Annotated in this window: 13 protein-coding genes; 8 read left to right on the top strand and 5 right to left on the bottom strand. The window is 44.0% G+C overall.

Going from position 1 to position 14,055, the window contains the following annotated elements; all coding sequences use genetic code 11:
- Nucleotides 1-52: 52 nt before the first annotated feature.
- From ABR189_RS07525 to ABR189_RS07505, 5 genes are all read left to right on the top strand, one after another.
- On the top strand, nt 53-2,248 hold the full coding sequence (locus ABR189_RS07525) for a hybrid sensor histidine kinase/response regulator (RefSeq protein WP_354659853.1): 2,196 nt from the start codon (nt 53-55) through the stop codon (nt 2,246-2,248).
- A 151-nt stretch (nt 2,249-2,399) separates the two neighbouring features.
- A complete protein-coding gene (locus ABR189_RS07520; protein WP_354659852.1) occupies nt 2,400-2,588 on the top strand; it encodes a hypothetical protein in 189 nt (62 codons plus the stop codon).
- Nucleotides 2,589-2,823: 235 nt separating this feature from the next.
- A complete protein-coding gene (locus ABR189_RS07515; RefSeq protein WP_354659851.1) occupies nt 2,824-3,228 on the top strand; it encodes a hypothetical protein in 405 nt (134 codons plus the stop codon).
- Between the two features lie 13 nt (nt 3,229-3,241).
- Nucleotides 3,242-3,883: a hypothetical protein gene (locus ABR189_RS07510; RefSeq protein ID WP_354659850.1), complete on the top strand. Its 642-nt coding sequence runs from the start codon at nt 3,242-3,244 to the stop codon at nt 3,881-3,883.
- A complete protein-coding gene (locus tag ABR189_RS07505) occupies nt 3,880-4,665 on the top strand; it encodes a sensor histidine kinase (RefSeq protein ID WP_354659849.1) in 786 nt (261 codons plus the stop codon). The genes ABR189_RS07510 and ABR189_RS07505 overlap by 4 nt, the downstream gene beginning before the upstream one ends.
- 140 nt (nt 4,666-4,805) lie before the next feature.
- Here ABR189_RS07505 and ABR189_RS07500 read toward each other — a convergent pair whose 3' ends face one another.
- The gene (locus ABR189_RS07500) at nt 4,806-6,059 is read right to left on the bottom strand and encodes a tetratricopeptide repeat protein (protein WP_354659848.1); all 1,254 of its coding nucleotides are present in this window, start codon (nt 6,057-6,059) and stop codon (nt 4,806-4,808) included.
- 57 nt (nt 6,060-6,116) lie between these two features.
- Nucleotides 6,117-8,723, bottom strand: coding sequence for a DNA gyrase subunit A (gene gyrA / locus ABR189_RS07495; protein WP_354659847.1), 2,607 nt, complete (start codon nt 8,721-8,723; stop codon nt 6,117-6,119).
- Nucleotides 8,724-9,118: 395 nt separating this feature from the next.
- Between gyrA and ABR189_RS07490 the strand changes: the two genes are divergently transcribed.
- Nucleotides 9,119-10,444, top strand: coding sequence for a saccharopine dehydrogenase C-terminal domain-containing protein (locus ABR189_RS07490; RefSeq protein WP_354659846.1), 1,326 nt, complete (start codon nt 9,119-9,121; stop codon nt 10,442-10,444).
- Between the two features lie 126 nt (nt 10,445-10,570).
- Here ABR189_RS07490 and ABR189_RS07485 read toward each other — a convergent pair whose 3' ends face one another.
- The gene (locus ABR189_RS07485) at nt 10,571-11,254 is read right to left on the bottom strand and encodes an SIR2 family NAD-dependent protein deacylase (protein ID WP_354659845.1); all 684 of its coding nucleotides are present in this window, start codon (nt 11,252-11,254) and stop codon (nt 10,571-10,573) included.
- 166 nt (nt 11,255-11,420) lie between these two features.
- Between ABR189_RS07485 and ABR189_RS07480 the strand changes: the two genes are divergently transcribed.
- Together ABR189_RS07480 and ABR189_RS07475 are read left to right on the top strand one after the other, a co-directional pair.
- Nucleotides 11,421-12,326: a phosphatase PAP2 family protein gene (locus ABR189_RS07480; protein WP_354659844.1), complete on the top strand. Its 906-nt coding sequence runs from the start codon at nt 11,421-11,423 to the stop codon at nt 12,324-12,326.
- 38 nt (nt 12,327-12,364) lie between these two features.
- A complete protein-coding gene (locus ABR189_RS07475) occupies nt 12,365-12,802 on the top strand; it encodes a VOC family protein (protein WP_354659843.1) in 438 nt (145 codons plus the stop codon).
- A gap of 65 nt (nt 12,803-12,867) precedes the next feature.
- Here the strand turns inward: ABR189_RS07475 and ABR189_RS07470 are convergent, their stop codons facing one another.
- Together ABR189_RS07470 and ABR189_RS07465 are read right to left on the bottom strand one after the other, a co-directional pair.
- Nucleotides 12,868-13,287: an EVE domain-containing protein gene (locus tag ABR189_RS07470; RefSeq protein ID WP_354659842.1), complete on the bottom strand. Its 420-nt coding sequence runs from the start codon at nt 13,285-13,287 to the stop codon at nt 12,868-12,870.
- A gap of 46 nt (nt 13,288-13,333) precedes the next feature.
- Nucleotides 13,334-14,053: a (Fe-S)-binding protein gene (locus ABR189_RS07465; RefSeq protein ID WP_354659841.1), complete on the bottom strand. Its 720-nt coding sequence runs from the start codon at nt 14,051-14,053 to the stop codon at nt 13,334-13,336.
- Between the last annotated feature and the right edge of the window lie 2 nt (nt 14,054-14,055).

The raw sequence follows: 14,055 nt of genomic DNA, 5'->3' as shown, positions 1-14,055 counted from the left end.
AATGCTTACATTTAAGGCGGTTTTCCCTGTAAGAGATTATTATTCATGTATCATGCAGCCTAAAAGGATTAAATATTATTTACTTGGTCTGTTCGTTGCAGGTATGATACTGTTTATTGTATTACAATTTAATTCGGCCAATAACATCCAAAAACTCATCTCCGGAAATGAACAATTACTGCAACAGCTGAACGTAAAAAATGAGTTGCTGAAACTGCAGACCAACATGGCCAAAACAGACAGTAAAGTACGCGGTACTGTCATCTCCCAGGATACACTTCAGATAACCGGTATTGAAGCTGAGATTGCTATTATCAAGGCAGACCTCTTTACCATTAATAAAATGGCCCGTACCGACAATACGGAAAAACTACTGAATCAACTGGGGTACCTGGTAGAAGAAAAAAACAACTTTAACGTACAGGTGCTGGACACTTTCTATAATAAGGGGAAATGGGCCGCCGAAAAATTCATCAATAACGAGAAAGGTAAACGGCTCACGGAAGCTATCACCGGTATCCTCCACCAGCTGGATACCACCCGACAGGCAGAAGTAAACCGGGCTACGCATATCGTAGATACCAGCGGGCAAAGTGCCCTCCGCTGGGGAACAGTGCTGGTATGCTTTGCCTGCCTGTCCAGCCTCCTCGCCTTTCTGTATATTATCAGCCGTATCCACAAACAGGAGCAACTGATTGATGCGCTTGATGAATCCCGGACAAAAGAAAGAACCCTGGCCAGCGTTAAAGAGCAATTTCTGGCCAATATGAGCCATGAAATACGTACTCCTATGAATGCAGTTCTGGGGTTCACCCACCTGCTCAAAGTACAGCCGCTCAATCAGCAATCAAAAGAATATGTGAATGCTATTGAGAATGCCGGAGAAAACCTGCTGGACATCATTAATGATATTCTGGACATTTCCAAGATAGAATCCGGCATGATGCGTATTGAAGCTACCTCCTTCAGTATCCGCGGCCTGCTTCACTCCCTGCATACCATGTTTAAGCCTAAGGCACTGGAAAAACAACTGGAGCTTACGATCAAAGCGGATGACCAGGTGCCCGATATCCTGTTTGGTGATGCCACCCGCCTGACGCAGGTGCTGGTCAACCTGATAAATAATGCGATCAAGTTTACCAACAGCGGCACAGTAAGCATCCAGGTCAGTAAAAGCTGGCAGCAGGACAATGCCGTGCGGCTGCTTTTCACTATTACAGACACTGGTATAGGCATTGCGGCAGATAAGCTGCCCACTATCTTTGACCGGTTTAATCAGGGAGAAACAGACACCACCCGCAAATATGGTGGTACGGGTCTGGGGCTTACCATTGTAAAACAACTGGTAGAATTACAAAACGGATTTATTGCAGTGGAAAGCCGGCCGGATAAGGGTACTACCTTTAAAGTAGAACTCCCCTATACTATCAGCGATCTGGTTCCTGAAAACGGGGATCTGTTTTCTCCGGAAGGCAAGCTGCTGCCATTTCATGCCGATGTACACCTGCTGGTAGCAGAGGATAACCGCTTAAATCAGCAGCTCCTGCAACATTTGCTGGAAAGCTGGCAACTGCATTTTCAACTGGTGAACAATGGTAAAGATGCGCTGGCTGCACTGAGCAAACGTCATTTCGACCTGGTATTAATGGATATTCAGATGCCGGAAATGGATGGATATACCACCGCACAAAAGATCAGGACAACATTAAATTCCAATGTACCCATTATTGCGATGACAGCGCATGCCATGAAAGGAGAACGTGAAAAATGCCTGCAATACGGGATGAACGAATATATTGCCAAACCTATCCGGGAAGAAGAACTCTACCGTATGATCCAGGTATTTACCGGCCACAACGGTATGCCGGAATTAGCGGCCTACGCTCATACCTTAACAGAAAACACCACCCAGCTGATCAACCTGCAGTACTTAAAACAACTTTCCAAAGGTGATCAGGCATTTGAACGTACCATGCTGGAGCAATTTGTTACCCAATTGCCGGAGGACCTTGCTGTATTGAAAAAAGCGATCCAGGAAGACAATATACCTGGTATACAAAGTACGGCCCACAATATCAAAACCACGGTAGCTTTTATAGGGCTGGAATCCCTGTTGTATCCGGTATTGGAGCAACTTGAAAATGCAGACCCTGTAAGTCATCACGCCGGTGAAACAACCGATCAGTTCAACCAGCTTAAACAGCAATGTCTGCAAGCCATCCGGGAAGCCATGAATATACTATTGTAGATGGCCTTTATAACCGATACTTTTAACCTGTTCAACGACAGTAATCTCCCTTTCACCGAAACATTTCCCCTGCCCGCTTTTCCTGTCCTACTTTTATGTAAGAAAGCTGAAATAAATATTTCTCTTATTTAATCATTCAAAAAGACAAGTCATGAACATCAAAAAAAGCCTGATGGCAGCAGTATTATTAATGGGTGTTAGTGCATTAACCTTTGCACAGGCACCTGCTGCAAAACAAACTAAAAAGGAAGCAACTAAAAAGGAAGCAAAAGCTCCTGCTACAGATACAGCTCACAAAGCGCCTGTTGCACATAAAGCAAAAGCTGCTAAAAAAGCCTAGCTCCGAAAGATTGGCATTTTGAATCAAAAAGCCTGCAGATACAAGTTATCTGCAGGCTTTTGAGTGCATATATATTAATAACAATACATTATTGTTATAAAAAATACTTGTTTAACCCTACAGTAGTATCCGCAAGAACTTACGTATATCTACGCAATTTATTTGTAACACTCCCTAATATCTGAAAATACTCCTATTTTTATAGTATTCTTTCACATTTAAACCCCTGATCCCAATGTCAAATCCTGTTTTTACTGGCAATGAAGGCCACTTTATTCCCGTTCAGGAAGCTGCTAAACACACAAAGTCTTACCGTCTTAAAAAGGCTGCCCAAAAGGATGCAGGCCCGCATGCATTTGCACATTTTTTTGGGGCTAACGTCATTCAGCGCCTCCTGAAACAACCCGGATGTGTGGGTATCCGCATTTATCATGCTACCAATGAAAAGGGGCACCGTGATTTAGTCATCGTAGGTGTAACAGCAGATGGAGAAGATATTTTGCAATTGACAGATAGCCCGGATACTAAAGGTGGTATGATGCTCCCGGCTTCTCCTACGAGTGGAGGTGCAGCAGCAACGGGGGGTAATCCATGTCCCAATTATTGTCCGAAACAAAGCCCGCTGCCTACGTTGCCTTAACCCTATCAAACACATGTATTATCTAATTTCGGAGCTGGTGCAATTTTCAGGTATCCTACTTTGTTTTATCGCATTTCAGCGGAAGAGGTACCTGTTAAATAAACTGCTGTTAACAATATACTTCTATGTAGCACTTTGCCTGATATTACAGATATTACAGTTTGTACTGGCTTACAGCGTCTCCAATAATTTGCCCGTTTTTCACGGGCAAACGCTATTGGAATTCATCCTATTGTCTGTTTTCTTTCATCAGTTTTTTGAGAAGAAAAAAGTCAAAAGGAGCATTGAGATTATTGCAATACTATTCATACTGTTTGCAACAGGCAATGCTCTTTTTTTAGAACCTCCTCTTGAGACATTTAACTCAAATACCAGGGCAGTCAGTAGCCTTATTATCACCGCTTACTGCCTGGCCTATTACTATACCCAGATCAGTCATCCTAAACTGGTATCTTTACATCAGGATGCTACTTTCTGGCTGGTAACAGGTATTTTCTTTTACTATTCCGGCACGGCAATCATTGGAAGTATATGGAGCTTTCTAAACCAGTCTAAGAGTGAGCTGTTCCGTATTACCTGGGAAGTACAGAATCTGTTCAATCTCATCAAGTATGCACTTTTTGTCTTCTCCTTAAGATATATACCCGCAAGATGAATATCGCTGTTTATATCGTTATTGGTACGTTAATTACTGTTCTCCTTGTCATTGGTGTTATTGTAATCGTACTGCTATACCAACGTAAAGTATTTCAATACCAGATTGATCTGCAAAAGATGCAGGAGGAGCAGCAAAAACAACTGTTGCAGGCTAGTATAGAATCACAGGAAAAAGAGCGGAAGAGTATTGCCAGCGACCTCCATGATGAAATCGGAGCTACCCTTTCTGCAGTAAGGCTGTTGTTGCATCAGCTTCAGCAGGGAAGCCCTGAGCAAAACAGTGCGATAGGTAAAAACGCAAAGATATTACTGGATGAAGTGATTCAGAAAGTAAGGCAGATTTCTCATCAGTTACAGCCGGAGATGCTAAAGGATTTTGGACTGGATGGTGCTTTCCGTCAGCTGGCCAGCAAAATAACCAAAGCCGGGGTGGATATGCAGTATTATGCTCCCCAGGCTGTTCCCCGCCTGGCCGAAGATCAGGAACTTTCCGTTTACCGTATTGTAATAGAGTTGGTGAATAATACACTTAAACATGCAGGGGCCAAACGCTTGCAGCTCACGGTCACCAATGAATCCGGCGGGTTGAAGGTAAAACTGGAAAATGATGGCAAAAGTTTCAGCCAGGTAGACTTTGAGCACCTGAAACATAGTCCTGATGGCCTGGGCCTGAAGAATATACAAAGCAGGGTGAACATTCTTAAAGCTACGATTGCCTTTAAGCCGGTGGCTAATGAAGGGGGCACCCAAACCACCCTTGAAATCCCGATGACAGCATAGCCAGCTGCTTCCGTGCTTTACTTCCATCAGCAAAGACTCCCTTTTTGCACTGCTCTAATTAAAAAGGGCCAACCCATTACATGAGTCAGCCCTTCTTAAAGATATATATGGCAGTTTCCCGAAGGAAAGCTGCTCAGGTCTTATTTCAGACCATCCAGTTTCTTTTTCACTTCTTCTACTTTCGCAGTCTGATTTTTGATCGCATAGATCTTCTGCAGTGCATACAGGCAGCTTTCATAAGTTTGTCTGTCACCTGGTTCCAGGCTGCTTGCTTTAGCAGTAAAACCAGCATCTGCCTTCTCAAAATAAGGCAATGCAATACCCATCAGGTTATCCACTTTACCTTGCAGTTCTTTTGCTTTGGGAGAGCTTTGCTGTTTGCTGTCCATGCTATTCAGTTCTTTATTGAAACCTACTGCACGGTTAAAGTAAAGTGCACCTAACTGGAAGTTGGCGGTAGCATCATTACCATTCAGCTCAACTGCTTTTTTATAAGCAGCTTCTGCTTTATTCATCAGCTCATCGTAGTTAGCCGGTTTAGGTTGGTCCTCGCCTTTTTCATCACGGGGATTAGCCATATTATCAACGCGGATAGCATAGTCAAGAACGGTAGCAGCATCATTTGGATTTTCAGCCATTTTCTTTTCCAGCATACCTAACAACTCAGCTGTTTTACCGGTTTTGGAGTAGTAAATCATCTCCATATCGTTAAAACGCTTGTCCTTAGGGAACATGGTCTTCCCTTGCTCGATGGTTTTCAGCCAGTTGGCATTATCACCTTTTTCTTCATACGCCTGTGCCAGGATTACATACAAAGCAGGCTCCCCTTTAAACTGCAGGTCGGCAGCTTTTTTCAGGTAAGTCAGGGCATCATCTTTCTTATTGGCCTGCTGTGCAGCGTAACCGGTATAGAAAGTCATGGAAGTATCTGTAGGAATACTGCCGCCCAGGTTTTTGCTGTTATAGAATTCAGCAATCTCTGTAGCTTTTTTGAAGTTCTCAAAGGAAGAATCCCATTTTTGTTCATTCAGGTTGCCATAGCCTGCATTGCCAACGGTAGCATACAGGTTAAACATACGCTGGTTCATTTCCAGCATGGCTTCCTTCATTTTAGGATCTATTTCCAATGCTTTCTTGTAAGCATCAAATGATTCCAGGGCATCTGCCACGCTTTTGTTCTTGGTGGCCATTTCTTCCATGACCTTCCCCTTAACGTACCAGGTTTTGGCGTCGTTCTTCGTCTTGTCGTTCTGCAATGCTGCATCAATATCCGCCTTGGCCTTTTCCAGTTCCTTTTTACCCAGATAATCTTCTGCACTGCTCACTTTCGCCCGCTGGGCTACTGCTACGAAGCCAGCGCTGCAAAAGAGAAACGATACAAATAGTTTTTTCATGTGATCGAATTTTTTTAGTTGCTGATTACAATAAGAGTATGGTGTTAAAAATTTTAACTATTCCTGCTCCGCGTCAGGTGTTGCCGTATCGTTGTCTTCTTCACTGTCAGGAGCAATGTTGTTTTCATCACTTTCTGCAGCTGCAACAATACCGTCGATGCTGCCTGCTTCTCCTTCTTCACCAGTCACAGTTTCTTCTTCCTGTTCATCCAGACGGGCCACCGCTGCAATTTCATCGCTGTCGTCCAGGCGGATCAAACGTACCCCCTGGGTCGCTCTTCCCGCTTCGCGGATACTATCGATAGCCATCCTGATCGTGATACCAGACTTACAGGTGATCATCAGATCATCTTTGTCTGTTACATCCAGGATAGCAATCAGGTTACCTGTTTTTTCCGTAATGTTAATGGTTTTAACCCCTTTTCCTCCACGGTTGGTAATACGGTATTCTTCAATGTTTGTGCGTTTACCAAAGCCCTTTTCAGAAACCACCATGATGGTTCTGGCTTCATCTTCCTTATTCACACAAATCATACCAACTACCTCATCTTTATCATTATCCACTTCAATTCCTCTTACACCAATAGCACCGCGACCGGTATCCCGCACGGTATTTTCAGGGAAACGGATCGCACGGCCGCTCTTGATAGCCATCATGATCTCGCTGTTACCATTTGTCAGTTTAGCTTCCAGCAACTGGTCGCCTTCATTGATGGTAATAGCGTTCACACCATTCTGGCGCGGACGGGAAAACTCTTCCAGCAAGGTTTTCTTGATGGTACCGTTTTTAGTACATAATACGATGTAGTGGTTATTGATAAAGTCTTTATCTCCCAGATCTTTGATATCTATAATTGCGCGGATCTTATCATCACTTGGCAGGGTAATCAGGTTTTGAATAGCCCTTCCCTTTCCTTGTTTTTCTCCTTCCGGTATTTCGTATACCTTCAGCCAGTAGCAACGGCCCTGTTCAGTAAAGAACAGCATGGTATGGTGGGTAGATGCTACAAACAGGTGTTCAATGTAATCCTCCTCCCTGGTTCTGCCACCAATAGCTCCACGGCCACCACGTTTCTGCTGACGGTAATCATAAGCAGAAGTACGTTTGATATAGCCCAGGTGAGAAATGGTGATCACCACATCTTCCTCCGCAATGATATCTTCAATACGCATCTCACTGGCCAGGTATTGAATTTCTGTTTTACGCTCGTCGCCAAATTTTTTCTTTACATCTTCCAGCTCTTCCTTGATGATCTGGAACCGTAATCCTTCATCACTCAGCACATTTCTCAGGTAAGCGATCAGCTTCATGATCTCATTATATTCTTCCTTGATCTTGTCACGCTCCATACCTGTTAAACGTTGTAAACGCAATTCAAGGATGGCTTTGGACTGGATCTCCGTCAGGTTGAACTGGGTCATCAACCCTTCTTTTGCTTCATCCGGTGTTTTGGAAGCGCGGATCAGCGCAATTACCTGGTCCAGGTGATCCAGGGCAATCAGGTATCCTTCCAGGATATGGGCCTTTTCTTCAGCTTTGCGCAAATCGTAGCGGGTTCTTCTTACCACTACCTCATGGCGGAACTCAATAAATTCGGCCAGCATCTCTTTCAGGTTCAATACACGTGGACGACCTTTTACAAGGGCTACGTTGTTGATACCATAAGAGGTTTGTAGTTCTGAATATTTAAACAACTGGTTGATGATCACATTGGCAATAGCTTCCCTTTTCAGGTCTATTACCAGGCGCATACCATCCCGGTCACTTTCATCTCTTACGTCGGAAATACCTTCAATGATCTTATCATTTACCAGTTGCGCTATTTTCTGGTGGAGAATAGCTTTATTGATCTGGTAAGGTAATTCGTAGATCACCAGCTTTTCTTTACCAGCCTTGGTGGTTTCGGAGGTAATTTTACCACGTACCACTACCCTGCCGCTACCGGTTTCAAAACCTTTTTTCACACCGTCAAAACCATAGATAACACCTCCTGTAGGGAAATCCGGTGCTTTTACGTGCTTGATCAGTTCTTCTACTGTAATATCCCTGTTGTCTACATATGCAATCGCACCATCAATTACTTCGGTAAGGTTATGCGGCATAATATTGGTAGCCATCCCAACCGCGATACCGGAAGCACCATTTATCAGGAGGTTGGGGATACGGGTAGGCAATACAGTAGGCTCTTCAAGGGTATCATCAAAGTTCAGTGTGAAGTCTACTGTTTCCTTGTCGATATCTTCCAGCATAGCCTCGGCTATTTTCTGTAACCTGATTTCCGTATAACGCATCGCTGCCGGCATATCGCCATCCACAGATCCGAAGTTACCCTGCCCGTCTACCAGCATGTAGCGCATACTCCAGGGCTGCGCCATACGTACAATGGTGTTGTAGATGGAAGAGTCACCATGCGGGTGATACTTACCCATTACATCACCCACGATACGGGCAGATTTCTTGTAAGGCTTGTTACTGTTATTCCCTAATTCACTCATGCCGAATAAAACACGGCGGTGAACAGGCTTTAAACCATCCCGCACATCGGGTAAGGCACGACCTACAATCACTGACATAGAATAATCTATGTAGGCCGTTTTCATTTGTTCCTCAATGTTTATCTGAACAATTCTACCTTCCTGTGGATTTTCCGTATGCTCTGTCATTTTTAGTTATTGATTTACAGGTTTTTCTGCTGAAAATAAATAGACGCAAATATAGCCATTTCATGCCGTATTCCGGCGTAAAAAGGAGTAAATGTGAATAAATAGGCAATTGTCATCCAACCCGTAAAAACAGCATGACATTCACTCCTTTATAAAGATAATTATGGTAGATTTGCGTCATCTGCTGTTATTATTGAATATATGTCTATTTTACCATATTTAATAAAAAAAATATTGGCAGACTATTTGTTTCTAACCTCATGATAATCAAAGCGTCGAATCAAGGGAAAATTAATTTCGTATCAAATAAATCCAAAGATTGTAGAAATAACGAACATTAGTAACATAACTGCTGTTATTCCCCTGATTCTTAACCATTTTTCTAAAGAAGGACTATGAGAAATATTCTGTTGTTTGGCGCTGGCAAATCGTCAACATGCCTGATAGATTACTTACTGGCTAATGCTCCAAGGCAAAAGTGGCATGTTACCGTGGTGGATCATGACTTAATGCTCATTAAATCAAAGACTGGCAAATCTTACTATGCTACGCCCACAGCAATCGATATTAAGGACCAGGCGGCCCGGCAGCAACTGATTCAGGATACTGACCTTGTTATTTCATTACTTCCTCCTGCTCTCCACATCATCGTGGCCAAAGACTGTTTGCAGTTTCGTAAAAATATGCTTACCGCTTCCTATATAGATCCGGAAATACGTAAGCTCCAGAAAGATATTCAGAAAGCCGGCTTATTATTTATGTATGAAATGGGCCTCGACCCCGGTATAGATCATATGTCTGCCATGAAGCTCATTCACTCTATTGAAAAGAAAGGCGGGCAGATATTTTCCTTTAAATCTTACTGTGGCGGACTGATATCTCCCTCCAGCAACGATAATCCCTGGCAATACAAGATCTCCTGGAATGCGAGAAACATTGTACTGGCCGGACAGTCGGGCGCTGTTTACCGTGAAAAAGGCAAAGTGAAGGAATTAACGCATGAACAACTGTTTGACCAGTCAAAAACCATACAGGTACCCAGTCTGGGTAAGCTGGCCTACTATCCCAACCGGGATTCCCTGACTTATATGGAGGCTTATAAACTGGAGAATATCGCCACCTTCATGCGGGCTACCCTCCGGTATCCCGACTTTTGCGAAGGCTGGCATACCCTGATCAAACTAGGTCTTACAAACGATACTCAACCTGTTGCTACGGATAATCTGACCTATTTTAAATGGGCATCCCAACAGCTGAACGTAGACAAGCAGCTCAGTAACGATGATAATATGGCACAACAGCTGGGGGTAAGCAGTAAATCAAAGATCATCCGCCAGTTGAAGTTCCTGGGACTTCTGAACGGAGATATGATCAATATGGGAGAACAAACCAATGCGGCCGTCCTCCAACGTATCATGGAAAACAAGCTGAAAATGGAACCGGCAGATAAAGATATGATCGTGATGATGCATGAAATTGAGTTTGAACGCCGTAACATGGCTACCCGGATGCACAGCTATATGATTGTTCAGGGTGAAGACAATCTTCGTACTGCCATGGCAAAAACAGTGGGCCTGCCACTGGGCATTATGGCCAAACTGATGCTGCAGGATAAAGTGTCACTCACCGGGTTGCATATTCCGGTAATGCCGGAAATATATAACCCCATATTAAAAGAATTGGAAGAACACGAGATCCGCTTTGAGGAAAGTTTTGAATAAAATCATTGATTTCCTGTGGAGATCTTATGAGGCTGACCAACAATGATGGTCAGCCTTTTTAATGTCAGCGCCCGGAAGCAGGCCTTACCTTCATCCTCTTTGGGGCAGTCCTCCGTTTCCAGATGATCATACATTCAATAATTCCAGCAATGCCGCTACCCCTGTTGTAGCAGGCTGCTCTATCAGGTGCAGCTGACTATGATGGTTTACCGGAGGGATTTTTTTATCAATGATATACTTGGGGACTCCCTCCTTCAAATAATCTATCAGGCCCGCTGCCGGATACACGTTGAGGGAAGTGCCTACCAGCACAAAGATATCTGCCCTGGCCATTTCTGATGCTGCCCGTGGTATCATCGGCACCTCTTCTCCAAACCAGACAATATGCGGACGCAACTGTCCTCCATCGCTGGCTGTGTCGCCCAATTGGATATCACCTTCTACCGGATAAGTGAAACGTGGATCCCGCTCACTACGCATCTTGAAAATTTCTCCATGTAAATGCAGCACATTTGATGAGCCACCCCGCTCATGCAGGTCATCAATATTCTGGGTAATAATACATACCTCATATTTTTCTTCCAGCCTGGCCAGGCCTTTATGCGCTGCATTAGGCAGGGCTGTACGCACATCCCTGCGCCGCATATTATAAAAATCCAGCACCAGCGCCGGATTCTTATTCCAGCCGATGGGAGAAGCTACCTCATAAATATCATATCCTTCCCATAATCCATCGGTATCCCGAAAGGTCCGGAGTCCGCTTTCTGCACTGATTCCAGCGCCCGTAAGTACTACTAATCTGGGTTTCATTGTAAGTGGCATTATCTGAAAACAAAGTATTCGTAAATTTAGTATTAATCTCCCTGTTACCTGGATGCAAATTATCTGCTGCCGGTTATTTTACGGCAGGAAATTATTCGTAACATTGACAATAAATGATAGCACATCATACGTTTACCATTCTAAAGAATTGGATTTGAGGATCATTCATGTGTTTTTAATTTGCGGGATCTGTAGCAGTACACTAACGGTTTCAGGACAAACAGACACCACCACTTTACCCAAAGACAGCACCCTGCCTGTAATGGACCAGGCTGGTCGGCCGGCAATACTTCCTTCTCCGGCAGACAGCAGTACACCGCAGGAACATATTGTTACTGCTGCTGATACGGTAATACGGTACCGTATCAACGGCAGGTACCTGGGCAGTATGTGGCAGGACCTCAAATATACCGTAGCCCGCCCCGCCCACTGGCAACAAAAACAATGGATACAATTTGGTACCGTTACCACTGTAACCGGATTGCTGATGGTGGGAGATTATGAAATCAAACAGTTCTTCAATCATAATCATGCTTCGGTACTTAGCCAGGTGTCGCGCAGAGTAGAACCATTTGGCAACGCCTACTCCCCTTATCTTATAGCAGGATTGTATGTTACCTCCCTCATCACCAAAAACCGGGAGCTGGAACATGCCTCCCTGATGACGGCCAAATCACTGGTGATTACGACCCTGTTGTACAGTATTACCAAATCAACTATCCGGCGGGAACGCCCGTCGTATACAGATCATCCCTTTAATATAGATCCTCCTTTCAGCAACGATAAAAAACACACCTCCTTTCCGTCCGGGCATACCCTGACTGTTACCACGGTGGCTACTGCTATCTCGGAACTATATGGCAAAAGATATCCCTGGGTGCCCTGGGTTGCATATGGTATTGCCGGATTAACGGGTATTTCCAGGTTGTATGACACCCGTCACTGGAGCAGTGATGTATGGGTGGGGGCTTCTCTCGGTTTTTTTGTCACCAAATCAGTATTCAGACATCACCGGGAACAGGAACAAAAGCTAAAAAAAATGCAGCTGGTAAAATATTAGCAACGCAAGCAGCGCTGCCTCAAATTAAATACTTTAAAATGACCGTAGCACAAAGACTCTCTTTTCTGACCATTGGGGTAACCGACCTCCAACTCGTAAAACAATTTTATATTGACCATTTTGGCTGGACGCCATTAAAATTCGATAGTGATGGCGTAGTATTCTTTAAGCTGAATGGTTTCATCCTCAGCCTTTTTCCTTTGGATGAACTGGCCAAAGATGCAGGCATCCCTAATGATGCGGGTAATCCTGGTTTTAAAGGTATGTCACTGGCTTATAACCTTGATTCAGAGAAAGCCGTGGATGACCTGGTAGCCAGCTTGCGGGCAAAAGGTGTACGGATTGTAAAAGCACCGGAGAAAGTATTCTGGGGAGGCTACAGCGCCTATATTGCAGATGTGGAAAATAACCTCTGGGAAATTGCTTATAATCCCTTCATGGAAATGGATGAACAGGGAAATGTTATAAAGATGTAAGTCAGGCTGAAAGCAAAAAAGCTGACCATATGGGATGGTCAGCTTTTTTATCCTTTACATTTATTTTAGCTTTTTTTCTTCATACCCCCCATTTCCATAATCACGTCAAACTCTTCCGGGGTAACGGCACACACAGACAAGCGCCCCTGACGTATCAGCGACAGGTTCTCCAGTCTTTTCTCCACTTTCATCTGCGCCAGGGTAACCGGCTTTTTGAAAGGCTTCACCGGCTTCAGTTCCACAACTACCCAATTCGGATCCGGCGTGGTAGGGTCCTGGTAAGACTCCTTCACTACTTTAGCCAAACCCACTACAGCTAATCCTTCATTGCTATGGTAAAACAGCACTTCATCCCCTTTCTTCATGCCTTTCAGGTTGTTCCTTGCCTGATAATTGCGTACACCATCCCAGAAGGTTTGTCCGTCTTCTACAAACTTCTCCCACGAATATTTAAAAGGTTCTGATTTTACAAGCCAATAGTTCATATTAGATCAACAGTTAAAAACAAAATAATGTGTAAGATAACAGCGCTTACCAGCCACTCGCCAGTACATCCGCGATGTGCATGATCCTGATGTTATTACCGTGCTTGCGAATATAGCCATCAAGATGCATCAGACAGGAAAGATCAGTAGAGATGAGGAAGTCTGCACCGCTTTCTACAGCGTTTACCACTTTTTGTTCGCCCATCCCGATTGAAATAGGCTCAAACTTCACCGCAAAGGTCCCCCCAAAACCACAGCATACCTCACAGTCATTCATTTCGCGAAGCTCTAATCCTTTTACACCTGCCAGTAACTTACGGGGACCTTCCTTGATCTTGCACTCCCGCAATGCACCACATGCATCATGGTAAGTACCCACACCATTCAGGGTAGCGCCAATATCAGTTACATGCAACACCTCTGTTAAAAACTCTGTAAACTCGTACAGGTTCTTTTTTAGCAGCTTTACGTCATTATGTACAGCAGAATTATCAAACAATTCTGAATAATAATTGCGAACAAATCCTGTACAGGAACCACTGGGTGCAACAATATAGTCGTAGGTGCGAAAGTCCTTTACAAATTTGGTGGCTACAGCACGGCACTCATCCTGATAACCCGCATTGAATGCCGGTTGTCCGCAACAAGTCTGGTCCGTATTATATTGCACATTACAACCCAGCTTTTCCAATACCTTCACCATATTGAAAGCAGTTTCCGGAAAAAGCTGGTCTACGAAACATGGTATAAAAAGCTGTACGTTCATTT

Source organism: Chitinophaga sp. H8, from assembly GCF_040567655.1.
Taxonomy (GTDB): domain Bacteria; phylum Bacteroidota; class Bacteroidia; order Chitinophagales; family Chitinophagaceae; genus Chitinophaga; species Chitinophaga defluvii.
Note: the sequence above shows the minus strand (reverse complement) of the source record. Positions and strands in the feature narration are given on the sequence as shown.